The sequence below is a fragment of the Mycobacterium asiaticum genome, assembly GCF_001673635.1.
In the GTDB taxonomy this organism is placed as follows: domain Bacteria; phylum Actinomycetota; class Actinomycetes; order Mycobacteriales; family Mycobacteriaceae; genus Mycobacterium; species Mycobacterium asiaticum_C.
Genome location: NZ_LZMH01000016.1, coordinates 22,009 through 47,412, shown reverse-complemented (window position 1 = coordinate 47,412; position 25,404 = coordinate 22,009). Strand labels below are relative to the sequence as shown.

Sequence of the window (25,404 nt, the reverse complement as noted above, 5' to 3'; positions counted from 1 at the left end):
ACCGCACAATGGCTGGCCGGACCCCAGGGGGAATTGCGAATTGCAGGAATCCACGACCAGCTACGAGCACGAGCTAGAGGCCGAGCAAAGCTACGTCGACGAGCTCTACCAACGGCTCGAGAACGAACGCGCCCAGGCGAAGGCTCGCTACCGCGACGCGTTGCGGGGCGAGGGAACCAGCCCGATGGACCGCGACGTCGAGGTGCGGGCGCTGGCCAGGCGGATGACGCGTCTTGATGTCGCCGACGACGGATTGTGTTTCGGGCGGCTGGACAGCGCTTCGGGAAAGCGCTCCTACATCGGCCGCATCGGCCTGCTCGATGAAGACAACGAGTACGAGCCCTTACTGCTGGACTGGCGGGCGCCGGCGGCGCGGGCGTTTTACACGGCCACCGCGGCACACCCGGAGAACATGCGGCGGCGGCGACAGTTCCACACCCGCGGCCACCGCGTCGTCGACTTCACCGACGAGGTCCTCGGTCGCACCGAAGCCGGTGACCAGCTCGCAGATTCCAGCGACGCCGCCCTGCTGGCCGCGATCAACGCGCCCCGCGGTGACGGCATGCGCGACATCGTGGCAACGATCCAGGCCGAACAGGACGAGATCATCCGGCTCGACCACTCGGGCGTACTGGTGATCGAAGGGGGCCCCGGCACCGGCAAGACGGTCGTGGCGCTGCATCGCGTCGCCTACCTGCTCTACACCCAGCGGGAGCGGATGGAGCGGCACGGCGTGCTGGTGATCGGGCCCAATCCCGCGTTCTTGAACCACATCAGCCGGGTGCTGCCGTCGCTGGGTGAATCCACCGTGGTGTTCATGACCATCGGCGACCTGGTGCCAGGTCTGCGCGTCACTGCCGAAGACGAGCCCGACGTGGTCCGCCTGAAAGGTTCGCTGCAGATCCTGGACGTGCTCGCCGCGGCCATCGCCGACCGTCAACGGCTACCCGAGGATCCGTTGCGCATCAAACTGTCCGACGTCGAGCTGCGGATCGACGCCGAGACGGCGCAGTGGGCCAGGGAGGAAGCGCGCGCCACCAAGCTGCCCCACAACGCCGCCCGGGTGGCATTCACCGACATCGTCACATGGGTGCTCACCGAGCGCGCCATCGCCAAGATCGGCCGCGGCTGGCTGACCCGGTCCGACCGGAACGCCTGGGAGAAGCTTCGCGACGAACTGATCGAGGAGCTCGCGGAGAACGACGCATTCACCACCGCGCTCGACGAGTTATGGCCGATCCTGACTCCCGAAGAGTTGCTGTCCGGGCTGCTCGCGTCCCCCGAGCGGCTGCAGGCCGCGGGGGCAGACCCGGCATTGTTCCGCGAGGTCGGTGACGCCTGGACGGTGTCGGACGTCCCGTTGCTCGACGAGCTCACCGACCTGCTCGGCATCGACAAGGTGTCCAGTGAGCGAGCCCGACTGCAGGCCGAGCAGGAACAGCGTGAGGAGGCGGCGTACGCCGCCGGGGTGCTCGATTTGATGGTCAGCCGCGAGGACCTGATGGACGACGAGGATCAGCTGCTGGCCCAGGACCTGCTCTACGGCGAGGACCTTGCCGAGCGATTCGTCGAACGCGACACCCGAGAGTTGTCCGAACGCGCTGCCGCAGAACGGGATTGGACCTACCGGCACATCGTCGTCGACGAGGCGCAGGAACTCTCCGAAATGGACTGGCGGGTGTTGATGCGGCGCTGTCCGGCACGCTCCTTCACGGTGGTCGGCGATCTAGCCCAGCGCCGGTCCGCCGCCGGGGCGACGTCCTGGGACACCGTGCTGAAGCCCTACGTGCCGGGCCGGTGGGTCTATCGGGCGCTGTCGGTGAACTACCGGACCCCTGCGGAGATCATGACGATCGCCGCCGCGTTGCTCGCCGAGTATGCGCCCGCCGTCGAACCGCCGGAATCGGTGCGCGCGTGCGGCGTCAAGCCCTGGTCCCGGCGGGTCAGCGACGACGAGTTATCTTCCGCGCTAGACGAATTCGTCCGCGACGAAGCCCGCCGCGAGGGCACCAGCGTCGTGATCGGGCCGCCGGACGCGCCGGGCGCGGTGCCCCCTTCGGAGACCAAGGGCCTGGAGTTCGACGCCGTCCTGGTGGTAGACCCGCAACGCATCCTGTCCGAGAGCCCGCGCGGCGCCGCCGAACTGTACGTCGCCCTCACCCGCGCCACCCAGCGCCTCGGCGTCCTGCATCGCGATCCGTTGCCGCCGGCGCTGAGCGGACTGGAGGCCCGGGATTCATAGCTGGCGTTCACTTGTTCGGACGGCATTTCCAGTTCGGGTGTGAAAACATCGCAACGGGACTTCGGTGCGTTACTGGCGACATTCAGGGAGGGACTCACGATGACTGATGTCGATCGGACAGGTCCAACGACTGCCACCGGGCACCTCGTCGAACCCGCGCGCACCGGCATGCAGGCACCCGCGCTGCAGCGGGCGATCGCCGACCATCTGCGCTATTCCATCGGCCGCCCGGCCGCCGCACTGCGGCCCGAGCACTACTACAAGGCGCTCGCGCTGGCCGTGCGGGACCGCATGCAGGACCGCCGGGTGGCCTCGACTCAGGTGTCCCTCGACCTCGGCCGCAAGGTGACCTGCTATCTGTCTGCCGAGTTCCTGATGGGCCCTCAGCTCGGCAACAACCTGCTGAACCTCCGCATGGAGCGCGCGGCGCGGGACGCCCTGGCGGCGATGGGCCAGAACTATGACGAGGTGCTGGCATGCGAGGAGGAGCCCGGCCTGGGGAACGGCGGTCTGGGCCGGCTCGCCGCGTGCTACCTGGACTCGCTTGCCACCCTGGAGCGCCCGGCGATCGGCTACGGCATCCGCTACGAGTTCGGCATTTTCGACCAGGAGATCCACGACGGCTGGCAGGTCGAGCAGACCGACAACTGGCTGGACAACGGAAACCCTTGGGAAATCGCCAAACCCGACGTCAACTACCTGGTCAAGTGGGGCGGCCACGTCGAGCACTACACCGACGACGAGGGCCGTGACCGGTCCCGCTGGGTGCCGGGCCTGATGCTCAAGGGCGTCGCGTATGACACGCCCATCCAGGGATACGGCGTCAACACCTGCAACGTGCTCACGCTGTGGAGTGCGCGGGCGGTGAAGTCGTTCGCGCTGGACGCTTTCAATACCGGCGACTACTACAGGGCCGTAGAGGACGAGGTGACGTCGGAGACGGTCACCAAGGTGCTCTACCCCAACGACGAGCCCGAAGCCGGCAAGCGGCTGCGACTGCTGCAGCAGCACTTCTTCGTGTCGTGTTCGCTGCAGCACGTTCTGCACATCATGGACGACCTCGCCGATGTCTCGGTGCGCGAGCTTCCGCAGCGATTCGCCTTGCAGCTCAATGACACTCACCCCTCCATCGGGGTCGCCGAGTTGATGCGGCTACTGGTCGACGAGCGCCACCTGCTCTGGGAAGAGGCGTGGGACATCACCGTGGCGACCTTCGCCTACACCAATCACACGCTCCTGCCCGAGGCGCTGGAGACCTGGCCGCTGGAGATGTTCGGGCAGTCACTGCCCCGTCATCTGGAGATCATCTACGAGATCAACCGCCGCTTCCTCGACGAGGTCCGCATCCGGTTCCTGGGCGACGCCGAACGGGTCGGCCGGATGTCGCTGATCGGCGAGGAGGGCGGCAAGAACGTCCGCATGGCCCACCTGGCCACCGTCGGCAGCCATGCCATCAACGGGGTCGCCGCGCTGCACACCGAGCTGCTCAAAGACAGTGTGCTCAAGGACTTTTACGAGATGTGGCCGGAGCGATTCAGCAACAAGACCAACGGCGTGACGCCGCGCCGCTTCCTGGCGCTGGCCAACCCCGGCCTGCGGGAGTTGCTCGACCGCACCATCGGCGACGGCTGGCTGACCGATCTCGGCCGCTTACGCGGGCTCGAGCAGTACGTCAACGACTCGTCCTTCCGGGCGCAGTGGCGCGACATCAAACGCAGCAATAAGGCCCGGCTGGCCGCGTTCATCCGCTCCGCCACCGGTGTGGAACTGAACCCGAACTGGATTTTCGACATCCAGGTAAAACGCATTCATGAGTACAAGCGTCAACACCTCAACGTCCTGCACATCATTGCCCTGTACTACCGGCTCAAGCAGAACCCCGGTTTGTCGATTCCGCCGCGGGCGTTCATCTTTGGCGGCAAGGCGGCGCCCGGCTATTTCATCGCCAAGCGAATCATCAAGCTGATCAACGCCGTTGCCGAGACCATCAACGCCGACCCCGAGGTCAACCGGTTCCTGAAGGTGGCGTTCATCCCGAACTTCAACGTGCAGAACGCACATCTGATCTATCCCGCCGCCAACGTTTCCGAGCAGATCTCCACGGCAGGCAAGGAAGCCTCAGGCACCGGCAACATGAAGTTCATGATCAACGGCGCCCTGACCGTCGGCACCCTCGACGGAGCCAACGTCGAGATCCGCGAAGAGGCCGGGCCGGAGAACTTCTTTCTGTTCGGGCTGACGGTGCAGGAGGTGGAGGCCCTCAAGGCCAGCGGGTACCGCCCCCAGGATTACATCGACAGCAACGAGGAACTGCGCGCGGTGCTGGATCTGATTCTGGGCGGGACGTTCTCACACGGGGACCCCGAGGTGTTCCGGCCACTGGTGGACAATCTTCGCTACGACGACCCGTTCCTGGTGCTCGCCGACTTCGCCTCCTACGTGGAGTGCCAGGAGCGGGTAAGCGCGGCGTGGCAGGACGGCGAAGCCTGGACGAAGATGTCGATCCTGAACTCCGCACGCAGCGGCAAGTTCTCGTCGGACCGGGCCATCGCCGAGTACTGCGAGGACATCTGGCAGGTCTGGCCGCTGACAGTGAAGATCTGAGGGCCGACGGAAAAGGGTTCGGGTCTAGCCGTCCTCGCGCGCGACGTACACCGTGACGTAACCGATCGGGATGCCAGTCCTGGCCGCGATGCATTTACGCGCCGCCAACTCCACCGCGGCCCGCCGGCTGGCCCGGGCGACCCCACCCACCTCGGGGATCCGGATCAGCCATCCTTCGGCGTCGCGGGTGACTTCGATGTCGAAGCACTGGCCGACCGACAGGCAATGCAGGTGACGAGGGAACCGCTGGGCACGACCGCTGCGTAACGAATGTGAGCGACGCAGTGTGGGCTGGAGAGACATGGTTGCTTTCCTCAGTCGATGACGGACCGCGGGCAAGAATAATGCGACTCCTGAGCAAAACCTAATCGGCACAGCGGGCGGGCCAGAACCGCAGGTCTATGCTTGGGCCTCGCCACCGCCCCACCGCTACAAGCAGGGCCCAAGGAGGTCACAGTGCCGGTTGTTCTGGTGCATGGCAACCCCGAGACCCCGGCGATTTGGGGTCCCTTGGTGCAAGCGCTCGGCCGCGAGGATGTGGTGCGGTTGTCGCCGCCTGGTTTCGGTGCGCCACTGCCCGACGACTTCCCGGCGACGTTTTTGGCCTACCGTGACTGGCTCGAGGGCGAGCTGGAACAGATCTCCGGCCCGATCGACCTGGTCGGCCACGACTGGGGCGGTGGCCACGTCGTCAACGCGGTGATGCATCGCCCCGAGCTGGTCCGGAGCTGGGTCAGCGACGTAGTCGGCCTCTTCGACCCCGAATACGTCTGGCATGACATGGCGCAGATCTGGCAGACACCGGACGCAGGCGAAGAGCTGATCGAGACCATGATGGCCGGGACCGTCGAGGACCGCGCGGAGCAGCTGACCGGGCTGGGCATCACGCCCGACATCGCCACCTCTCTCGCGCAGGCGCAGGGTCCGGAGATGGGACGGGCCATTCTGTCGCTCTATCGCTCGGCCCGACAACCGGCAATGGCGGAGGCCGGTCAGGCCTTGCCGAATGCCGCGACGCGACCGGGGCTGTCGATACTGGCTACCGAGGACGGCTATGTCGGATCAGCGGCGATCCGCCGCCGCGCCGCCGAGCGCGCCGGAGCACGCACGGAGGTGCTGGACGGGCTCGGACATTGGTGGATGGTGCAGGACCCGGCCTGCGGCGCCGAGGCGCTGACGCGGTTCTGGGCGACGCTCGACTAGCCGGCTTCCTGCTCTTCGTTTCGGGCGGCTTCGGCTTTCGAGCGACCTTTGCCCGCGGTTCGGCGATGATCGCTTGCCGCGTCGTCGTGCAGATCTGTGTTGCGACCGGGCTTGGCCCGTGCGGCCCATTCGTGGCCCTCGGCGACCTGCTCGTTCAACTCGGCCGCGCGATCGCCCGCGTCTTGATCGCGTCCTTCATCCGACATGTCCCACGGAATAACCGCGCGGCGTACTCCCAAACACGAGGCTGCTTATCGAACGGCCAGTTCCAGCCGGTCCAGGCGGCGGACCAAGATACTGGGCAGCCACTCTCCCACGTCCGCCGCCTCGATCCAGTTGGTGCGTTCCAGCAGCATGCGGAAGACGATCTGCGCTTCTAACCGCGCCAGGGCGGCACCGATGCAGAAGTGGACACCCCGGCCGAAGGTGACGTGCCCTTTGGCGCCCGAGCGGTCGAGCCGGAATTCATCGGGCGCGTCGAACTGTGCGGGATCACGGTTGGCCGCACCCCACATCAGCAACAGATGAGAGTTCGCCTCGACCGGCACGCCGCCAAGGGTCGTGTCGCGCCATACGTGGCGATAGTGCCCCCGGAATGGCGGCTCGTATCGCAATGCCTCTTCGATGAAGGCGTTGAGTAGTTCCGGATTCCGCCGTAGCTGCTCTTGGATCTTCGGGCGGTCGGCGAGTATCCATGCGGCACTGCCCAATAGCGACGCCGTTGATTCGCCGGCGGCACTGAACAGGGTCAGCATGATGCCCATTGCGACGGTTTGGTCGACTTCACCGGAGGCGTAGCGAGCGGCCATGTCTGGGATCAGTCCGAATTCAGTTGCCGGGTCGGCTTTTTCGAAGTGTTCCAAGACGTAGGTGGACAGCTCGAATGCGGCCAGACCGGCCGTTTCGAGCTGAGCTTGGGTGACCACGCCATCGAGCAACGTTGTAGTTGCGAAGCCGAGTCGAATCAGCTTGTCGACGTCGGCCTGGGGCAGGCCCAGCAACTTGGCGACCACCATCATCGGTAATCGGTTGGCCAGAGCGCTCATCCATTCGATGCGCCCGGCGTGCAGATTCTCGGTCCAGAGCCGCTCGGCGAGCTCGCCGGCGAATTCTTCGATGACGCGGACGCGCTTGGCGGACAAGTGTGGCAGCAGGATCTTGCGGTGCGCCGCATGAATCGGGTCGTCGGCGGTCGCCAACGCATGGCTGGGGCTACCTGGCTCCATCATGTCGAATGGGCCGACGGTCCCGTCCTCGCGGTAGACGATGGTCGCGGTGAGATTCGACGAGAAGTCGTCGACCCGGTTCACGGCGTCGATCAGCGCATCCCAACCGCAAACCGCGAAGAACGCCGAATCGCCGATGCGGTGCACCGGCGCCTCGGCGCGCATCCGCTCGTACAGCGGATAGGGATCCTGCAGCGCCTCCGCGCCGAAGAAGTTCACCGGGTCGTCCAGTACCGCCACGCACTCAGGCTGAACGTGATCGTTGGCCCCCGTCAACGGTGGCCCGTGAAGTTGATAAGCCCCAAACGTTCGCGACGAAGGCGGCGAAATCAGTTGCACGGCATGACCTGCATTTTCGAGTGAGAAATTCATGCCGAATGTCTCAGCATGCAAAAGCCTTGCAAGGCGTTCGCGCCAGATGCAACATCGTCACATGCCACAGACCGATTGGCTGGTGGGAAGAGATCGGCACGACGAAGCCGCGGACCGAATCTACGCCGCCGCGGCCGAACTGATCCTGGACGCCGGCTACGAGGCATTCTCCATCGATGCGCTGGCCAAGCGCATCCATTGCTCACCGGCCACCATCTATCGCCACGCCGGTGGCAAGGCAGCGATCCGCGACGCGGTGGTGAAGATCCACGCCACCCAAATCGTCGACTCCGTGCGCGAGTCGATCAGGGATCTTCGTGGTCCGGACCGCGTGGTGGCCGCGACCATTGCCGCCCTCGAGCGGGTGCAGTCGCACCCGCTCACTCAGCTCTTCCGCTCGATGGACATGGACTCCGGGAGCGACTGGCTGACCAATTCGCCTGCCGTCACAGGATTCGCCGCCGAGATGCTGGGCACGGACGACGCCGACCCGCTCGCCGCACAATGGCTGATCCGCGTCTTTCTCGCATTGTGGGTATGGCCGCTGAAAGACCCGAAAGCCGAACTGGCGATGCTGCAGCGCTTCTTCGCGGCCTCGTTCCGCGGATCCTGACCCACGATCAGCGCCGGACCTCCTCGGCCAATGCCTGACGCCATACTGATGCGGGATGATGCAGCATCGGTTCGTTCCGGCCGAAGAGCACCTCGGCGACTCCGCCTTCCAGACCCCGCTGACACGCCTCCGCCATCGGAAAGTCTTGATTGCACAACACGTTACACACCGCCTCCATCGACATTCGGTACCACTCGCGTTCCTGATCCGTGGTGATCGGGGTCGGCGAACCGTAGGTGATATAGACGACGCACTCCCCCGGGTTGCGGCCCGGGTACACCCGAAGCATCTGGTAGGACGCGGGCGCCTCGATCAGGACGCATGAGGGGAACAAGCCATAGACCACCGTACCGAAAAACTGTTCGGGCCAATCGGATTCGGGCACATCAGCCAAATTGACGATGTCGCGGAACGGAAAGGCCCACCGGTTGTGACGACCGTAGCTGTCGCACACCGAGTTGTTGCAGGCGATGGGGTCGAGGGTGTCGGCGTGCACGTATGGGAAGTGGTATCCCTCGAAGTTCACGCCGACCGCCAATTTCCAGTTGGTGGCGATCTCGAACCGCCTGGTCTCGGCGTGGTGCCGGGTCCCGAAGTCATACTGGGACAACGGTTCGGCGAGCTCGCCCAGTGCGTCGTCGATGTCGGTTCCCGGCGCCAAGCCAACCGTGATCAGGCCGGCGTGCTCGCTCACGGGCAACGGGATCAATCCCCTGCCCTCTAACGAGCCCGCGAACATCTTGCGAGCCGGCGCACCGGTCAGGCGACCGTCCGTGCCGTACGTCCAACCGTGGTACGGACAGGTGAACATCCTTGCGGTCCCGCAACCGTCGGCCACCTGGGCTCCGCGATGCGCGCAGCCGTTGACGAACCCCCGCAGGGCGCCTTCCCGACCGCGCACCACCAGAATGGGAACGCCCATCACGTCTTTGGTGGTGTACTGGCCGGGCGTCGCAACTTCTCCGGCCCAACCGATGACGTGCGGAACCCGCCGCAGCATCGCCACTTCGGCCTCGAAGTGGTCTCGATCAACGAAGGCTTCGCGCGGCTCGTGCCATACATCCTCGACCGTGTCGAGCGTGTCGTTCTCCAAGTGCTTTAGCACCCGTCGCGTGAGCTCCAATGACTCCTGCCTTGGCATGCCACTCCTCAGGTTCCTTACGAGGTCGTCCACCAACGCCGCCCGAACCGCGCCGCACCGGCCGGCGATGAAGCACTGCAGCTCCTCACCCGCTCACAATACACTTCAGGCTGCTTGTATGGTCAAGGTGTGACCGAACCGCGGACGCTGGAGTTCGAGCTACCTCATATCCGAATGACCGCGCTCGCCTGGGGACCGGAGGACGGCCGGCTGGCCCTGTGTGTGCATGGCTTCCCGCACAGCGCCCATAGTTGGCGTGACGTCGGAGCAATGCTGGTGGCCAACGGATTTCACGTGGTCGCATCGGCTACCTGGACGGCGTGATCGACGGGCTCCCACCCGGAAGCCGGGTCCAGATCATTGCGGGCGCCGGGCACTTCCTGCAGGTCGACCAGCCCGAGGCGGTGTGCTCCGCCATCCTCGACTATCTCAACGGCGAATAGGGTTGGGCCGCAACTCGTAGTCGTTCTCGTTCACTCGGCTTGTCCACCGCCAATAGTCGAAGATGCGGAAACCGTACAACGTCGGCAACTCCCCGGCGGAATTCTTGTAGTAACTGCTGCAGACGGCCGGATGGCTGTAGACCATCCGCTTCAGCCGCTCCTGGTTACGCCGGTTGTAGTCGTCACAGACGTCCTTACGCGGCATGACCGATCCGACACCACGCGCGAGCACCAGGTCGATACATCCCATGATGTAACGCATCTGGCACTCGGAGTTGTAGATGATGCTGGCGCCGTTGACGGCGTTGGTGCCCGGCCCGTACATGCAGAAGAAATTGGGGAAGCCCGGCACGGTGACCCCAAGGTAGGCGTAGGCGGAATCGCCCCACACGGTGTTGAGCTCCACCCCGTCCAGACCCCGGACGTTGACGGGGCCGAGTTGGTGGTTGACGTCGAAACCCGTTGCCCAGACCAGGACGTCGGCCGGCCGGTGCTTACCGTCGACGGTGGTGACTCCGGTCGGAGTGATCTCCGCGATGCCCTCGGTGACCAGCTCGACGTCGTCGCGCTGCAAAGTCCTCAACCAGGTTCCGTTGTCCTGCAACGTCCGTTTGCCCATCGGCGGGTACTTCGGCGTGACCTTCTCCAGCAGCTCCTCGTCGGCGCAGAAGGCCCGCATCCACGCGATGAACAGTTCCCGAATGGCATGGTTGGACTCGTTGCAGGACAGTCCGCCGTTGTCCCACTCCGGGTCGATCAGCACTTGCTCGTCAAGCGCGTCGGCAATCGGCCACCAGGACACGAACCGCAGCCATCTGGCGTAGTAGGGCAGGTGGCGGATGGCCCATCTGGCGCCGTCGGGGATCGCGTCGTGGTAGCTCGGATTGGGCGCCATCCATTGCGGGGTTCGCTGGTAGACGTCCACCCGTGCGGTCGTGTCCGCGATCGCGGGCACGAGTTGGAATCCACTGGCTCCCGCGCCGATCACCGCGACCCGCTTGCCGGTCAAATCGACGTCATCACGCCAGTCCGCGGTGTGGAATGAGGACCCCCGAAAAGCACTGGCGCCGTTGAGGTTCGGGATGATGGAGTTGCTGAACTGTCCCACGGCGCAGATCACCGCCCGAGCGGTCAACGTGTCCTGGCCGCCGTCGGCAGACCGGATCGTCACCCGCCAGGTGGCCGAGTCATCGTCCCAGGCCGCCCCGGTCACCTCGGTGTTGAAGCGCGCGTGGGGCTCGATGCCGTGACGGGCCGCGACGTCTTGCAGGTATTGCAGGATCTCCGGCTGCTCGGCGTAGTAATGGGTCCAGTGGTCGCTGGGTTCGAATGAGTAGGTGTAGTACTGGCTGGCGATGTCGACGCGGCAGCCGGGATACCGGTTGGCAAGCCAGGTTCCGCCGACCCCCGGCTGCTTGTCGATGATCGTGAACGGCACACCTGCCGCCTTGAGCTTGATCCCGGCCAGCAAACCGGCCTCGCCGCAACCTATGACGACCACCGGAAATCCGGCGCGCTGCTCGGGCGTCGACGCCGGCGCAGGGCCGCACTGATCGGCGTCACTGAATCTCAGGTCCGCAGCGACATAGTCGACGAACTGCTCGGTCACTGCTCCGGCTGATATCGCGTCGAACATCGCCCGCATCTGCGCGGCGTCGGGTACGAACGGTGGCGGGCAGCCACGGTCCCGGTAGTCGCGGATCACGTCGAAAGCACGGTCCCGCACGGTCCGCTTGTCGGGTTCGCTCATAGCGCCCTGCAGATCCATGGCAATCAACATGAACGGTCGCGGGAGTTCGTCGAGCAGGCCCATGTCGCCCGTCATGTGCACCATCGACATCAGCAGGGCGGGCACACTGGATTGCTCGACGGCGGCGCGGATGACCTCGTCGGAGTCGTCGAAGGGCAGGCCGAGCAACACGTTTGCGTTGAGCACCGTCCCGGTCGGGGCGCCGACTGTCGAGTGACTCATTACAGCACCATACATTCACTGCGGTGCGTATGGTCAAGAACACGCACCGGTGCTAGCTTGAAGACAAGACGAAAGTCCCACGAGTGTCTGGTCAAACGACGCAGGACACGCCGAGGCAGGACGTAATGACTCTTCAGGTACGACGGGTGCGATTCGACTTCGCCGGGGACGACATCCCGTTCATATGGCATCAGCAACGACCGGCGTTCGCCGTCCAGTGCAACCTGATCACCTTCTTCGCACCGAGTTTCGAGAAGTTCATCGTGGATGCCACCCGTGAGGCGATCCCGCTGATCCGCGATCCCCGCGCCGCGGAAGAGGCAATGGCGTACCTGCGGCAGGAAGCTCAACATTCAGCGGCGCACATGAGCCACTTCCGCGCCCTCGTCCGACGCTGGCCCGGGCTGCAGGCCACGATGGATGAGGTTGTCGCTTCCTTCGAGTACCTGACCGCCACCAAACCACTGGCGTGGCGCCTGGCTTACACCGCGATCATCGAGAACACCTTCACGCCCTACTTCAAAGTCTTCCTCGATCACGAGGACAAACTGTTCGAGCCCGGCGACGAGCGAGTGGCCTCGCTCTTCTTGTGGCACTTCGTCGAGGAGATCGAGCACCGCAGTTCGGCCCTGATGGTTTACGACGCCGTCCACGGCAGTTTCCCGTACCGCCTGAAAACGATCGGCGGCGTCGTCAAGCACATCGGTGAGATCCTCTCGATCGTGACGGACGGTTTTCAGCAGCACGTCCCGGCTTCGGACGGCGGGAGCTATGGGCAACTGCTGCCGGCCGGTTGGTCGCTGGGGGCGATCCGTGCGTCGATCAACGCGAACCGCCGACTCACGGGTTCCGGGCAGGCCACCTACGCCGGCGTACCCAAGCGAGAAGTGGCCGCGATGCTGGCGGGTCTCGTCCGTTCCCAGGGGCCCCGCCACGATCCCACTTACGAGAATCTGCCCGCGTTCGCTGGGCGCTGGTTCGACCGGTACGCCGAGGAACCCAAGTGCGCCGCGCACTGGTATTCGGTCGGCGCGACCAGCGGTTAGCTTGCTGTGCACCGATATGATCGCGCCATGCACGCGGCTCAGGTGGGCAGATAGTGGTCCGAAGTCACGGCTGGTCCGGCAACACGCCGCGTTCGGATGAAGAGGCCATCACCCGGATTCTCGACGCCGCCGATGAGTTGATCGCCGAGCGAGGTTCGGCGATGCGGATCGCCGACGTCGCGCGCTCGCTCGGGGTGACTCGCCAGACGGTGTACCGCTACTTTCCCGGCACCGAAGCGTTGATGATCGCCACCGCAATGCGCTCCGGAGACGGGTTCCTGCAACAACTGGCCGAACACGTGCGCGGCCAGACCGACCCCGCCGCAGCGATGGTGGAAGGGGTCGCCTTCGCGATAGAGCATCTCTCCGACGACAACCGCCTCGGTCTGATCCTCAGCAAGCGATCGCGGGACTCGGTGACCACCTCCCTCACCTCTGACACGGCGTTGGCGTTCAGCCGTTCGATGCTGCACCGGTACGAGGTCGATTGGGAGGCGGCCGGTTTCGACGAGGAAGCGCTGAGCGAGCTCTCTGAGTTCTGCCTTCGGGTCCTGTACTCCTTCCTGATCGACCGCGGCCAGGCGCACCGAAGCGGTGACGATCTGCGGCGTTTCCTGGCGCGCTGGATCGGGCCCGCCGTCGTCTACCCACGAATGGCGGGTGCGATGGAAACGTTGGCTGAGATGACCGCGCCCCCGCAACGGTCCCGACGCCGGTCGGCCTCGTGACCCGTGCCCGGGGGGCAGATTGGCGCTCGTTGCACCGGAACGCTAATTTCCTGGGGTGATGTTCTCAGCTGCTGGTGCCCTCGCGCGGTGGATCGCCCCTTTCCTCACAGTTGCGGCCGTTGCCGGCCTAGGTTTCCTTGCCGACCCGGTGCAGGTCGGCCGCGCCCCGTCGGTGCGGCTGGCCGCCGACGGCAACCCACTGGCCGGCATGCCGTTCTACGTCAACCCCAACTCCGCGGCGATGCGCGCCGCCCAGCACGCCGAGCCGCCGAGCCCCGAGCTGACCGCCATCGCCAACACCCCGCAGGCGTACTGGATCGTGCCCGGCTCTTCGGCGTCGACGGTCGCCAGGTACGCCGGGGACGCGGCGGCCGCCGGCGCGATGCCCGTGTTCAGCATCTACGGAATCCCGCACCGTGACTGCGGCAGCTTCGCCGCCGGAGGGTTCGGCTCGGCCGGTGAATACCGCGGCTGGATCGACGGCATCGCCAACGACCTTGGCTCCTCGCCGGCGGCGGTCGTCGTCGAACCCGATGCTCTGGCCATGGCCGACTGCCTGTCAGGTGACCAGCGCCAGGAACGCTACGACTTGATTCGCTACGCCGTCGAGGCGCTGACGCGCGACCCGAATGCGGCCGTGTATGTCGACGCCGGCCACCTGCGCTGGCACAGCGCCGAGGACATGGCCGGTCGGCTCAACCAGGCAGGCGTCGCCCGGGCCCGGGGATTCAGCCTCAACACCGCGAACTTCTTCACCACCGGAGACGAGATCGGCTACGGCGAGGCGATCTCAGGGCTCACGAATGGTTCGCACTACGTGATCGACACCTCACGCAACGGCGTGGGACCAGCGCCGGACTCCGCTCTGAACTGGTGCAACCCCAGCGGCCGGGCGCTGGGCACCCCGCCTACGGCGGCCACCGCGGGTGCCCACGCCGACGCCTACCTCTGGGTGAAGCGGCCGGGCGAATCCGACGGAACTTGCGACAAGGGCGACCCGCCGGCGGGCACCTTCGTCAACCAGTTCGCCATCGATCTGGCGCGCCGCGCTGGTTAACCCGAAAATCATTCCGCCGGCCTCCGGACAGGCGTAACTTTTTCTCCAGCTATCGGCGTAAAAACCCCGGGGCGGGGTAAACATACGTCGAATAGTCGCTTTGCAGAACCGGAGGGCTGCACGGTGAGGTGGGTGTTCGGCGTGCTAGGCGCCGCAGCGGTGCTCGGGTCACTTTTCGGGTTGACACTGCCCCTGTCGCTGCAAGTCGTCGATCGCGGGGGAACCCCGATCGCTTGTGGCACCGGATTCCATCCGGACCGTTCCGTTGCCGCCCACGAAGATGTCGTCAACCGGGACCTGCAGACCCACTTCGGCGCACCATATGAGCCGAGCGACTACACGGCTCAATGCGACGCGATGGTGGCTGCCCGGCGCGACATCTCTTTCTCCGTAATGGCTTTCGGCGGCGGCCTGCTGGCTGTCACCGTTCTGCTCACGCTGCGGGCGGCTGGCTATGTGGATTTTTCCCGACGAAGCCGTAGTCAGCGGTGGGCCACTGGGGGCAGAGCGGTCGGCATTCCGCCGGCGCCCGCGCCGGTCCGGTATTGCGATGATCTCAGCAGCGCGCTCAGCAGCATCGGGATCCGCGTCCAGCACTGAATTGTGTCACCGTCGATACTTCCACCTCCGGCACGAAACGAAAGACGTTGCCCGCGAGTGATACTCGGCAGACAGGAAGAACGGCGTCGACGGCGATGTACCCAGGGCGAGGGGCTCGCGGTGTCGCGACCGCAAACTTGCGGCGATCGGACCGGCTATTTCGGCCAGATGTAGCAGGCCGCATGTCAACAAGCCGCATTTTGTTCTGCCAGTTGGTATTCCGAACCATCGGCCCACCATGGTTGTGCGTCAAGAGCAGTTTGGCGATGTCGCCCTTAGCTTGATCACCAACGATCTCGACGATTTTCCGCACCACCCCGCAGGTGCACTACTTGCTCAGACAGTGCCTTACGACAGATCACTAATCCCAGCAGCCTCGGACGTCGCCATCACCGGCGGCCCGCCTGCGAGTCACGCAGCCAATCTCAAGACAGGTTGCCTATTCTCGACACATGCCTATCGCTTCCCTCACCGCGGATGTCGTTGTCATCCACACCGACGGCGGCTGCAGACCCAACCCTGGGCCCGGCGGCTGGGGGGCGGTGTTGCGCCAACGTCAGCACGTCCGCGAGATGTGCGGTGGCGAGTCCGGCCAGACCAGCAACAACCGGATGGAGCTGATGGCGCCGATCATGGCGCTGGAGGCCCTGACCCGCGCCGTGGACGTGCACCTGTTCACCGACAGCACGTACGTCCGGAACGGCATCACCAAGTGGGTTCTTGGCTGGGAGCGTAACGGTTGGATGACGGCCGCGAAGCAGCCGGTGAAGAACGTCGACCTCTGGCAGCGACTTCAGGCGGCCTGCGCGCGGCATCGGGTCGAGTGGTTCTGGGTGAAGGGGCACGCCGGTGTCGCCGACAACGAACTCGCCGACCAACTGGCACTGCGAGGCATGCGCGAAGCGATCGCCCTAGCCGCAGCTCAATAGCGCACGCGGCCGCTTGCCCCTGGTTGCCGCTGCTTGGCTCCCTGGGCGCTGACACACGCCGAAGTTGGGATCGGTAGCGCTACCGCACCGGTCTAATCGCCGAGACGACGCCGAGACGCGGCGCACAGACAAGGGGGAAAGAATGCACACCACACGGATGCTGGCCGCAGCGCTGACGTCTGTCGGTATCGCCGCGGCAGGCCTGGGTCTGGGTACGGGAACCGCGTCGGCCGCCCCATCGGTGCCTCATCAATGGTGCCCAGGCGACTCCATGTATCCGCCGGCCGGCCCTGGCGCCGTCTACGTGTGGGACATGAACGTGTGCCACACCTGGCAGTACGTGCGCATGGGGATGGGCAATGTCGCCAGCAAAAACTTCGACGGCAGCATCGACAATGGCGCCAGCAATGTCTTTGATGGCCCGAACCCGCCGCCGGGGTCCGCATTCGAGTGCGGCACCGGTCTGTTCGGCGAACCCATCCGTTGCTAGAACTGCGTCGTGGCTCTGGCCGGTCAACCACACAGCCCGATTTGATATCAGCTACGACACACCACTTCTGTTAACTGAAATCACATAGTTAACATCGCGCGATGCAGGAGTTGTTGTGTGATCCATGCCTGGGGCGGTCGCGCCCGATCGCCCGGCGTGACGTATTGCGTTACGCGGCGGCGATTGCTGCGCTGCCGGGGTTGTATGCGGCAGCGGCGGCCGGCGCCGCCGTCCCTGCGTCGGCCGCGGCAGCACCCAAGCTGATTGACTTCGCGATGCATCAGATTCCGGCAGAGCACATTCGGGCCGCGGGCTACCACGGTGTCATCAACTACGTCTCGCTGTCGCGGCCCGGCTCGTCGTTCGGCGCCAAGCCGATCACCCGGCCCTACGCCGAGCAACTGACCGCCGCCGGGCTGATGATCGTCAGCAATTACCAGTACGGCAAGCCGGGCGGGTCGGCGCCGTCGGACTTCAAGCGCGGGTTCGACGGCGGCGTCGCCGATGCTCGCACCGCCTGGAAACTGCACACCGCGGCGGGCGGCGGCCAGAGTGCCCCGATCTTCTTCACTATCGATGAGGACATCAACCACGACACCTGGAACAACGTGGCGCTGAAGTGGTTTCGCGGCATCAACTCGGTGCTGGGCGTGCAGCGCACCGGCGTCTACGGCGGTATCGACGTGTGCAAGTGGGCGGCCGACGACGGCGTCATCGGAAACTCGCGCACCCCCGGCCGTCGGTGGGCCTGGCAGACCAAGGCCTGGTCCGAGGGTCAGATCTACCCGGGCGCGGTCCTCTACCAACGCGTGGTTAGTACGGCGTCGAATCCAGGGCCGAAAGTCGGGGGGCAAGAGGTCGACGTCAACGACGTCCTTGCTGCGGATTGCGGTCAGTGGAACCTTCATCCTTGAGCCCACCACCAATTTCGTCCACCGGTGCAGGCCGCTCAGCCGCGATACTGCTGCTCATTGCGGCGGATACGGTCCCAACCAAGAGCCCAGATCCGCTCGAACTCCGCGGCCATGAACCGCTCTTCGAAAGGTGTTGCCAGCAACCAGAATCCGTGCGCAGTGATGTACTCGAATCCCGCAACAACGGTGACGCCGCCGGACTCGATCAGCTGCACCTCGCCCACACCGCGCCAGAATCCACCAAAGGTCCACCGTACGAGCCGATCGGGTTGCACCTCCACGTTTCGAGTCACAAGCGGAAACGGGAAACGCTTCAGCGGAACGGCGTACCAGCCATCGCCTTTGGACTTGGTATTACCCGCCGCGCCGTACAGAGTGGCCCAATCCGCGGGAGTAGCGAAATACGGGAAGATCCGATGCGCAGGAAGGTGGAACTCTTCGCGGAAACCCAGATACACCGAGGTCCTTTCTAGGTTCGGTACACCATTCGGGCAGTTCCCTGTTCGAATGACGACAGCTGTAACCATTGAACTCCTGCCGCCTCGGTCAAGAAACCCCTGATGTCGCGCAGGGACACTCTTGCGACAGCAGATTTCGCGTCATCGCAGCGACGCCGGTGCCCCCAGGCCGCGACTAATACGTAACCCCGGCGATGGCCGGGGAATCAGTGGTCAAAACGAGCTGCCAGCCGATGCCGGCGCGCTGCGCGAGTCGAAGCTGTTCACACCACAGGGTTGGGTCGGTGAGCGCGCCGGCGTGCAGTCAAGGCTCTTGGATCGTCTTGGGCGCGATCCTTCGTGGCGGTGGACTGATTGGAGTCGACTGATTGAAGTCGTGCAGCGGTGGTATTCACGATCAGCGCGCGTCGGGGCAGCAAAGAGCTAGTGACTTAAGAGTGGTGATTGCTGAGTCGGCAGTGGCTCGGGCGATGGTCATCGCCGCTGAGCGAAACGATGCCGGCACGCTGCATTAGGGATGTGACGGATAGGAGTTCAGCAATGGGATACAACGTGACACCGCCAGACATCAATGTTCGAGGCGAAAAGTTTGAAGACAGCGCCGACCCGATCCGAGTGGCGTTCGAGGCTTACCGCAAAGGCCGGGAACAAACCACTCTCGGCGACGTCGACGCGAGGGAGCTTGCGGAGCACATCAAAGCGGCGCTGCCGTAAGGCGCGTCGCAACCAGGCGCTATTCGATGGGGGGCGGTATCTCTCGCAGCGCGTCATCGACGGTTGTGTGGAGCTCGAACTTGGAGTCTATCCCGGTCAAGCGGATGGGTCTGAGGGTGGTCGGCCCGGTAGCTACCACCGCGAAATACCGCTTCCCTTTTGATCTTTCGCCTGTCTGGCCGAGTAACTGCAGTCCCACCGAGGCGAGAAAGTCCACCCCCGACAGATCGATAATGAGCGCCGCCGGCTCTTCGGCTAGAACTTCGTCGATAGCGCCAGCCAGGTGTGGAGCGGAGCTCAGATCAATTTCACCCGTGACCGTGAGCAGGACCACACCGGCCCGGCGCTCGACCGACGTGGCGATTAGATCCTCAGGCGACATTGGCCCTCGTTTCGGGGGTCGTCCGGGAGGGCGCTTCTTACCCTGTGCGAACTTAGAGAGCTTAACGTGCCCGATCGTCGGCGACGAGGCAGAGATCTTTTGCCGTATCGGGGTGGCTCGCCCGAGGTCGCAAGCAGGATTAATCGACCCGCCAAATGGCTATGCTCGCTCCGATGTCCCGCGAGGTGCCACCGGTTGACCAGGTTGGCGGCAGCTCCTTTGCCGTCCACCTTGCTGCCGCGCCGGAACATATCGCGACCTTCCGCCACGAGTTAAGACACTGGCTCCAAGGCTTGGCACTTGACCCTGCCCGAATTTACGACATATTGCTGGCCGCGGGCGAAGCCGTCACAAATGCGATTGAGCACGGGAGTTGCTCCGACGCAACCCAATCGGTTTCGGTGCAAGCGGCACTGCATAAGGGAACCGTCACAGTCGTGGTCAGTGACGGTGGCCGCTGGATCGACTCGCCAGATGCTCCGCTGACGCCGACCCAGCACCGAGGCCGGGGCTTGTTCCTCATGGAAGGGCTCGCTGACCGCTGCGCCATCGACGGCACGGATCAAGGCACACGAATAACCATGCACTTCGATGTGCCGGCAGCTGCTGATCGGAGAGCCGGGGCGCGGCTGAGCGAGCCAAGAGAATGCTGATGCCCGTCTGCATTGTTGCTGATACGCGAGCTCAGCGGGTCGAATAGGACTTTGAGCTGCGATTATTGAGTGGAGCTAAGGGGACTCGAACCCCTGACCCCCACACTGCCAGTGTGGTGCGCTACCAGCTGCGCCATAGCCCCAAGTCGTGCCAATCGAAGCTACACCACCTGCAACCGTCCATCAAAACCGCTGGTCAGTCATCCTCGTCGGCCGCCGAAGAAGCCGCCGAGCCATAGTCACAAGCGCCAACCAGCCGCGTTTCCGGCCCTAGCACCCAGCCGAAGGCGGCAATCAACAGCACGATCCCGCTGATCGAAAAGCTCCACCCGTAGCTGATGTGCCCGGCCACCCAACCGACCGCGGTTGCTCCGACGATCGCGCCGAGATCGGACACCATCTGCACCATCGCGACCGGGGCACCGGCCCGGGCCTCGCTGCCCAGGATGTCGGCCACCGCGGCCTGCATCGGTGACATGTAGACGCCCGCCGTCGCGCCGCCCACGAACGCCGCCGCCAGAAACCATGGCAACGAAGTCGCGAAGCCGAGCCACACCGTTGCCGCACCGGACGCGGCCAGCCCGACGATCAGCAATGTGCGCCGCCCCATCCGGTCGGACAGGTCACCGCTCGGGATGACGGCCAGCGCGTTGCCCACCGCGAACGTTGCGAGCACCACGCCGATGATGCCCACACTGCGACCCATGACGTCGGTGATGAACAGCGGGACGAGCGCGACCCGAAGCCCGAACGCCGACCAGCCTGTGGCAAGACTGGCTCCCAAAGCCGCCCAGTATGCGCGGACACGTAGCGCCTGGCGCATGGTCACCGTCGAACGCGTCGGCGGCCCGGGTGCCGTCAGTTCCGAGTTCCGCAGGCTGTATGCGAGCACCACCACCACGCCGAGCAGTGCGCCGCCGTAGACAAGGAAGGGAGCCGCCAACCCCCAGTGCGCGGCGATGCCGCCGACCGCCGGACCACCGACCGCGCCCACCATGAACGAGGTGGTGAACAGCCCCGCGACCCGTCCCCGCGCATCCGGTGGGCTGATATGGATCATCAGTCCCAGCGCCGAGACGAAGAACATTGTCGATCCGATGCCGCTGATCAGCCGGAACACCAGTAACTGCCAGTAGGTGTGGGAGAAGGGACACGCGGCGGTGGACAACGCCACGATCAGCACACCCGCGATGTAGATCCGCCGCTCCCCCAGCCGATGCACCAACACACCGCTGACCGGGGCGAAGCACATCCGGCTCAACGAGAAAGCGGTGACCAGGAAGGTCACCGCGTCGATGCTGACTCCGAAAGAACGGGCGAAGGAAGGCATCACCGGCGAGATGACGCCATAACCCAGCGCGACCATGATGTTTGCCCAGCTGAGGATCCAGACTTCGCGTGGCAGCCGGGTGGCCCCCCTGGACCTAGGACGTCGCAGGGAAATGGTCACCCGATGACTTTATTGACCACCTCTCGCGCGGTTTCTTGCACCTCCGTCAAATGCTCGGATCCGAGGAAGGATTCGGCGTAGATCTTGTACACATCCTCGGTGCCCGAGGGCCGGGCCGCGAACCACGCGTTGGCCGTGGTCACCTTGAGTCCGCCCAGTGGCGCGCCGTTGCCCGGCGCGTTGGTCAGCTTCGCCGTGATCGGTTCCCCCGCCAGCTCGGTGGCCGTCACCTGCTCGGCAGACAGCCGAGACAACCGAGCCTTCTGCTCACGGTCGGCCGGCGCATCCACCCGGGCATACACCGGCGCACCGTATTCCGACGCCAATTCCGCGTACCGCTGCGACGGGGTCCGACCGGTCACCGCGAGGATCTCCGATGCCAGCAGCGCCAAGATGATGCCGTCCTTATCGGTGGTCCACACCGACCCGTCCCGCCGCAGGAACGATGCGCCCGCCGACTCCTCGCCACCGAACCCGATGGTTCCGCCGATCAGCCCGTCGACGAACCACTTGAACCCGACCGGCACTTCGACCAGCGAACGCCCGATACCGCCCACCACCCGGTCGATGATCGACGAACTCACCGCGGTCTTGCCGACGGCGATACCGCCCGGCCACGACGGCCGATGGGTGTAGAGGTAGTCGATCGCCACCGCCAGATAGTGGTTCGGGTTCAGCAGCCCCTCATCGGGTGTGACGATCCCGTGCCGGTCGGAGTCGGCGTCGTTGCCGGTGGCGATCTGGTATTCATCCCGATTAGCGATCAGGGAAGCCATCGCGTCCGGCGAACTGCAGTCCATCCGGATCTTGCCGTCGTGGTCCAGCGTCATGAACCGCCACGTCGCGTCCACCAGCGGATTGACCACCGTCAGATCGAGGCGGTGACGCGAGGCGATCTCCGCCCAGTAATCCACGCTGGCCCCGCCCAGCGGGTCGGCACCGATGCGCACCCCGGCCTCACGTATCGCATCGATGTCCACCACATTCGGCAAGTCGTCGACGTAGGCGCCCAGATAGTCGTGGCGCCGCACGGAACCTGATGCACGTGCCCACGGGACACGGCGTACCGCGGACATATCTCGCAGAATCTCGTTGGCGCGCTTGGCAATTGCCCCTGTCGCGTCGCTGTCCGCCGGACCACCGTGCGGCGGGTTGTACTTGAAGCCGCCGTCGGGCGGCGGATTGTGCGACGGCGTGACCACGATCCCGTCGGCCAAACCCTCGGTGCGGCCGCGGTTGTAAGTCAAGATGGCGTGGCTGATCGCCGGCGTCGGCGTGTACCGGTCGGCCGCGTCGACAAAGGCAACAACATCGTTGGCGGCCAACACTTCCAGCGCCGAAACCCACGCGGGCTCCGAAAGCCCGTGCGTGTCCCGACCGATGAACAGTGGACCCGTGGTGCCCTGTGCGGCCCGGTATTCGACGATCGCCTGGGTGATCGCCAGAATATGCGCCTCGTTGAACGCCCCGTTCAGCGCCGATCCCCGATGCCCTGACGTGCCGAACACGACCTGCTGCGCCACGTCGTCGGGATCAGGCTCGACGGTGTAGTACGCCGTCACCAGGTGCGACAGGTCGACAAGGTCTTCGGGCAGTGCCGGCTGACCGGCGCGCGGGTTGGCCATGGTTACCAATTCTGCCCACATCCCGCGACCCGGTCTTAGGCTGCTAGGCGCACGGTTGGCACACGGGAGGTAAACACCAGTGGCGCGGCCTGACTATCGAGAGCTTGCAGCAATTTTCGCCGGCGGCGCGCTGGGCTCGTTGGCCAGAGCCGGGCTGGCGACGCTCGTTGTTCCCGATCCGGCACGTTGGCCCTGGCCTACGTTCGTCGTCAACATCGTCGGCGCCTTCCTGGTCGGATACTTCACCACCCGACTCCTGGAACGATTGCCGCTGTCCAGTTATCGTCGTCCCCTGCTGGGCACCGGATTGTGCGGCGGGCTGACCACCTTTTCCACCATGCAGGTCGAGACCGTCCGGATGATCGAGCACCGCCATTGGGTGCTGGCCACCAGCTACACGCTCGTCAGCATCGTGCTCGGCCTGCTGGCGGTGTACCTGGCCACGGCCCTGGTCCGCCGGGTGCGCATCCGATGACGACCGTTCTGGTGTGGCTGGGCGTCATGGCCATCGGCGGCATCGGGTCGGTGGCGCGGTTTCTGGTGGACCGGTCCGTCGCCCGCCGGGTCGGCCGCGGCTTTCCGTTCGGCACGCTGACGGTCAACATCACCGGTGCCGCCCTGCTCGGGTTCCTCGCCACCCTCGCGCTGCCGAAGGACGTGGCCTTGCTGGCCGGCACCGCGTTCGTCGGCGCCTACACGACGTTTTCGACCTGGATGCTGGAAACCCAACGTCTCAGCGAGGAACGGCAGCTGCTCGCGGCGTTCGCCAATATCGGCGTCAGCGTCGTCCTTGGGCTGGCGGCGGCGGTACTCGGTCAGCGGATCGCGGGGCTGATATGAGCGAACAGAGCCTGAAGCTGACCGCATACTTCGGCGAGCGGCAGCGCGCCGTCGGTGAACCCAGGCGGTTTCTGGCCGACGGGATGCTGGACCTGTTCGGCTCACGCGGAGTGGCCACCAGCGTCATGCTGCGCGGCATCGCCAGCTTCGGCCCCAAGGGCGATCTGCGCACCGATCAATCGCTGAGCCTGTCCGAAGACCCGCCGGTCACCATCGCGGCGGTCGACGTCGAATCCAAGATCCGTCCCCTGGTCGACGAGGTCGCAGCGATGACCGGTCGCGGCATGGTGACACTGGAACGAGCGCGATTGATCACCCGCGACAGCGGCACCGACGCCCTCGGCGAGATCGACAGCCGGACCGGAGACGCGGCCAAGCTCACCATCTACGTCGGCCGCCAGGTACGCGTCGCGGGCAAGCCCGCCCACTACACGATCTGCGAACTGCTGCATCGGCACTCATTCGCCGGCGCCACAGTGCTTCTCGGGGTCGACGGCACCGCATACGGCCAGCGCCAGCGAGCCCGCTTCTTCGGCCGCAACGTCAATGTTCCCCAGATGATCATCGCAGTCGGGTTGCCTGCACAGGTTTCGGCCGCGGCCACCGAACTGGCCCGGATGCTGCCCAACCCGTTGCTGACCGTCGAACGGGTGCGGTTGTGCAAACGTGACGGCGAACTGTTCGCCCGCCCCCAGGAGCTACCGGCGGCCGACAGCCAGGGCCGCACGCTGTGGCAGAAGCTGATGGTGCACACCGCCGAGGTCGGTCGCGATGACACCCAACCGATCCACCGCGCCATAGTGCACCGGCTGATGCAGTCCCAGACGGCTCGCGGCGCTACCGTGCTACGCGGCATCTGGGGTTTCCACGGTGACCATGAACCACACGGCGACAAGCTTTTTCAGCTCACCCGCAAGGTGCCGCTGGCCACCATCATCGTCGACACACCACAGGCGATCGCGCGCAGTTTCACCGTGGTCGACGAGCTGACGGTCCACCACGGATTGGTCACCAGCGAAATGGTTCCCGCTGCGATATCGCTGGACGGCACGCAACGCAGCACCGAAACACCGCTTGCCGAATACGATTACTGAACGCCGCAACCCGCCAGCAGCGCATCAAGCAATCCAGCGAAGCGCCGCGCCGCGCCTCCGTGCGTCATCACACGCAGTAGTAACGTGCCGATCAATGCTTCCGCGACCGCATCGAGGTCGGTGTCGGCACGAATCTGTCCATCCCGCACACCACGATGGAGCCGAACCAACACACCCGCATGCTGCGGTGCGCTCAACTGCTGATACAGCGCAATCCCGTCGGCGGAATTCGCCGCCGCTGCCGCCACCAGTGCCCGCACCAGGGCGGCGTTGGCCGGTTCAGCCAGGAAGTCGGCATGTTCGTCGAGCCACGATGTCAGGTCGTCGCGGATGTCTCCGGTCTCGGCGACGGGGAACGATCCGGACCCTCCAAATGCGGCCAACACGGCATCGGCAACCAGAGGTGCCTTCGAGGGCCAGCGGCGGTACACCGTCTTCTTTCCCACGCCGGCACGCGCGGCAACGCTTTCCATCGATAGTCCCGCGTAGCCGGCCGACGCCAGCAGGTCCCGGGTAGCGGCGAGGATCGCCTCGTCGAGCTGCCTATCGCGCGGCCGACCGAGCTGAGTTACCGTCATATAGGAAACGATACGTGTCGTATCTCTACG

28 protein-coding genes and 1 tRNA gene are annotated in these 25,404 nt (G+C 65.2%); 18 read left to right on the top strand and 11 right to left on the bottom strand.

Features of this window, described 5'->3' with window-relative positions:
* Positions 1–40: 40 nt before the first annotated feature.
* A complete protein-coding gene (helR, locus tag A5645_RS04415) occupies positions 41–2,242 on the top strand; it encodes an RNA polymerase recycling motor ATPase HelR (RefSeq protein WP_065128587.1) in 2,202 nt (733 codons plus the stop codon).
* Between the two features lie 99 nt (positions 2,243–2,341).
* The gene (locus tag A5645_RS04410; protein ID WP_065034771.1) at positions 2,342–4,846 is read left to right on the top strand and encodes a glycogen/starch/alpha-glucan phosphorylase; all 2,505 of its coding nucleotides are present in this window, start codon (positions 2,342–2,344) and stop codon (positions 4,844–4,846) included.
* A 24-nt stretch (positions 4,847–4,870) separates the two neighbouring features.
* Here A5645_RS04410 and A5645_RS04405 read toward each other — a convergent pair whose 3' ends face one another.
* On the bottom strand, positions 4,871–5,077 hold the full coding sequence (locus A5645_RS04405) for a long chain fatty acid-CoA synthetase Faa4p (RefSeq protein ID WP_172830464.1): 207 nt from the start codon (positions 5,075–5,077) through the stop codon (positions 4,871–4,873).
* Positions 5,078–5,302: 225 nt separating this feature from the next.
* On the opposite strand from A5645_RS04405, the gene A5645_RS04400 reads away from it, so the two are divergent.
* Complete coding sequence (locus A5645_RS04400; protein ID WP_065034770.1) at positions 5,303–6,049, top strand: alpha/beta fold hydrolase; 747 nt, start codon at positions 5,303–5,305, stop codon at positions 6,047–6,049.
* Here A5645_RS04400 and A5645_RS04395 read toward each other — a convergent pair.
* Both A5645_RS04395 and A5645_RS04390 read right to left on the bottom strand, forming a co-directional pair.
* Positions 6,046–6,255, bottom strand: coding sequence for a hypothetical protein (locus A5645_RS04395; RefSeq protein WP_065034769.1), 210 nt, complete (start codon positions 6,253–6,255; stop codon positions 6,046–6,048). The two genes, A5645_RS04400 and A5645_RS04395, sit on opposite strands and share 4 nt — an antisense overlap.
* Positions 6,256–6,300: 45 nt before the next feature.
* Entirely contained in the window at positions 6,301–7,515 is a 1,215-nt protein-coding gene (locus A5645_RS04390; protein ID WP_065128586.1) for a cytochrome P450, read from the bottom strand.
* Positions 7,516–7,708: 193 nt separating this feature from the next.
* Here A5645_RS04390 and A5645_RS04385 point away from each other — a divergent pair, with 193 nt between their 5' ends.
* Entirely contained in the window at positions 7,709–8,260 is a 552-nt protein-coding gene (locus A5645_RS04385) for a TetR/AcrR family transcriptional regulator (protein ID WP_065034767.1), read from the top strand.
* Positions 8,261–8,267: 7 nt separating this feature from the next.
* Here A5645_RS04385 and A5645_RS04380 read toward each other — a convergent pair whose 3' ends face one another.
* Complete coding sequence (locus A5645_RS04380) at positions 8,268–9,401, bottom strand: aromatic ring-hydroxylating oxygenase subunit alpha (protein ID WP_081288153.1); 1,134 nt, start codon at positions 9,399–9,401, stop codon at positions 8,268–8,270.
* Between the two features lie 129 nt (positions 9,402–9,530).
* Here A5645_RS04380 and A5645_RS27530 point away from each other — a divergent pair, with 129 nt between their 5' ends.
* Both A5645_RS27530 and A5645_RS28055 read left to right on the top strand, forming a co-directional pair.
* Positions 9,531–9,725, top strand: a complete 195-nt coding sequence (locus A5645_RS27530) for an alpha/beta fold hydrolase (protein ID WP_155767839.1) — start codon at positions 9,531–9,533, stop codon at positions 9,723–9,725.
* Positions 9,722–9,844: an alpha/beta fold hydrolase gene (locus A5645_RS28055; protein ID WP_172830462.1), complete on the top strand. Its 123-nt coding sequence runs from the start codon at positions 9,722–9,724 to the stop codon at positions 9,842–9,844. The genes A5645_RS27530 and A5645_RS28055 overlap by 4 nt, the downstream gene beginning before the upstream one ends.
* Here A5645_RS28055 and A5645_RS04375 read toward each other — a convergent pair.
* Positions 9,831–11,816, bottom strand: a complete 1,986-nt coding sequence (locus tag A5645_RS04375) for a flavin-containing monooxygenase (protein ID WP_065128584.1) — start codon at positions 11,814–11,816, stop codon at positions 9,831–9,833. The two genes, A5645_RS28055 and A5645_RS04375, sit on opposite strands and share 14 nt — an antisense overlap.
* 125 nt (positions 11,817–11,941) lie before the next feature.
* Here A5645_RS04375 and A5645_RS04370 point away from each other — a divergent pair, with 125 nt between their 5' ends.
* From A5645_RS04370 to A5645_RS04340, 7 genes are all read left to right on the top strand, one after another.
* Positions 11,942–12,862 carry a metal-dependent hydrolase gene (locus A5645_RS04370; protein WP_065128583.1) on the top strand — a complete coding sequence of 307 codons (921 nt, stop codon included), beginning with the start codon at positions 11,942–11,944 and terminating at the stop codon, positions 12,860–12,862.
* Positions 12,863–12,915: 53 nt separating this feature from the next.
* Positions 12,916–13,590, top strand: a complete 675-nt coding sequence (locus A5645_RS04365) for a TetR/AcrR family transcriptional regulator (RefSeq protein WP_065128582.1) — start codon at positions 12,916–12,918, stop codon at positions 13,588–13,590.
* A 55-nt stretch (positions 13,591–13,645) separates the two neighbouring features.
* A complete protein-coding gene (locus tag A5645_RS04360; protein ID WP_065128581.1) occupies positions 13,646–14,647 on the top strand; it encodes a glycoside hydrolase family 6 protein in 1,002 nt (333 codons plus the stop codon).
* 132 nt (positions 14,648–14,779) lie between these two features.
* Entirely contained in the window at positions 14,780–15,247 is a 468-nt protein-coding gene (locus A5645_RS04355; RefSeq protein ID WP_065034760.1) for a hypothetical protein, read from the top strand.
* Between the two features lie 452 nt (positions 15,248–15,699).
* Complete coding sequence (gene rnhA, locus A5645_RS04350; RefSeq protein WP_065128580.1) at positions 15,700–16,176, top strand: ribonuclease HI; 477 nt, start codon at positions 15,700–15,702, stop codon at positions 16,174–16,176.
* Between the two features lie 142 nt (positions 16,177–16,318).
* A complete protein-coding gene (locus A5645_RS04345) occupies positions 16,319–16,666 on the top strand; it encodes a hypothetical protein (RefSeq protein ID WP_231123029.1) in 348 nt (115 codons plus the stop codon).
* A gap of 101 nt (positions 16,667–16,767) precedes the next feature.
* Positions 16,768–17,580: a DUF1906 domain-containing protein gene (locus tag A5645_RS04340; RefSeq protein WP_065037706.1), complete on the top strand. Its 813-nt coding sequence runs from the start codon at positions 16,768–16,770 to the stop codon at positions 17,578–17,580.
* Between the two features lie 35 nt (positions 17,581–17,615).
* Here A5645_RS04340 and A5645_RS04335 read toward each other — a convergent pair whose 3' ends face one another.
* The gene (locus A5645_RS04335) at positions 17,616–18,107 is read right to left on the bottom strand and encodes a hypothetical protein (RefSeq protein WP_155767837.1); all 492 of its coding nucleotides are present in this window, start codon (positions 18,105–18,107) and stop codon (positions 17,616–17,618) included.
* 471 nt (positions 18,108–18,578) lie between these two features.
* Here A5645_RS04335 and A5645_RS27525 point away from each other — a divergent pair, with 471 nt between their 5' ends.
* Complete coding sequence (locus A5645_RS27525) at positions 18,579–18,752, top strand: hypothetical protein (RefSeq protein ID WP_155767836.1); 174 nt, start codon at positions 18,579–18,581, stop codon at positions 18,750–18,752.
* A gap of 19 nt (positions 18,753–18,771) precedes the next feature.
* Here A5645_RS27525 and A5645_RS04330 read toward each other — a convergent pair whose 3' ends face one another.
* On the bottom strand, positions 18,772–19,134 hold the full coding sequence (locus A5645_RS04330) for an STAS domain-containing protein (protein WP_065128578.1): 363 nt from the start codon (positions 19,132–19,134) through the stop codon (positions 18,772–18,774).
* Positions 19,135–19,307: 173 nt separating this feature from the next.
* Between A5645_RS04330 and A5645_RS04325 the strand changes: the two genes are divergently transcribed.
* On the top strand, positions 19,308–19,787 hold the full coding sequence (locus A5645_RS04325) for an ATP-binding protein (protein ID WP_172830461.1): 480 nt from the start codon (positions 19,308–19,310) through the stop codon (positions 19,785–19,787).
* A 70-nt stretch (positions 19,788–19,857) separates the two neighbouring features.
* Here the strand turns inward: A5645_RS04325 and A5645_RS04320 are convergent.
* From A5645_RS04320 to pgm, 3 genes are all read right to left on the bottom strand, one after another.
* Positions 19,858–19,930, bottom strand: a tRNA-Ala gene (locus tag A5645_RS04320).
* Between the two features lie 53 nt (positions 19,931–19,983).
* On the bottom strand, positions 19,984–21,156 hold the full coding sequence (locus tag A5645_RS04315) for an MFS transporter (protein ID WP_436405466.1): 1,173 nt from the start codon (positions 21,154–21,156) through the stop codon (positions 19,984–19,986).
* Between the two features lie 77 nt (positions 21,157–21,233).
* Entirely contained in the window at positions 21,234–22,862 is a 1,629-nt protein-coding gene (pgm, locus tag A5645_RS04310) for a phosphoglucomutase (alpha-D-glucose-1,6-bisphosphate-dependent) (RefSeq protein WP_065128576.1), read from the bottom strand.
* A 79-nt stretch (positions 22,863–22,941) separates the two neighbouring features.
* On the opposite strand from pgm, the gene crcB (A5645_RS04305) reads away from it, so the two are divergent.
* The 3 genes from crcB (A5645_RS04305) to A5645_RS04295 are packed head-to-tail and all read left to right on the top strand — an operon-like array spanning position 22,942 to position 24,796.
* A complete protein-coding gene (gene crcB, locus A5645_RS04305; protein WP_065037700.1) occupies positions 22,942–23,337 on the top strand; it encodes a fluoride efflux transporter CrcB in 396 nt (131 codons plus the stop codon).
* Positions 23,334–23,702, top strand: coding sequence for a fluoride efflux transporter CrcB (gene crcB, locus A5645_RS04300; RefSeq protein ID WP_065037699.1), 369 nt, complete (start codon positions 23,334–23,336; stop codon positions 23,700–23,702). Before crcB (A5645_RS04305) ends, crcB (A5645_RS04300) begins: the two co-directional genes overlap by 4 nt.
* Positions 23,699–24,796: a DUF190 domain-containing protein gene (locus A5645_RS04295; RefSeq protein WP_065128575.1), complete on the top strand. Its 1,098-nt coding sequence runs from the start codon at positions 23,699–23,701 to the stop codon at positions 24,794–24,796. Before crcB (A5645_RS04300) ends, A5645_RS04295 begins: the two co-directional genes overlap by 4 nt.
* Here the strand turns inward: A5645_RS04295 and A5645_RS04290 are convergent.
* Complete coding sequence (locus tag A5645_RS04290) at positions 24,790–25,374, bottom strand: TetR/AcrR family transcriptional regulator (RefSeq protein WP_065037697.1); 585 nt, start codon at positions 25,372–25,374, stop codon at positions 24,790–24,792. The two genes, A5645_RS04295 and A5645_RS04290, sit on opposite strands and share 7 nt — an antisense overlap.
* Positions 25,375–25,404: the final 30 nt, after the last annotated feature.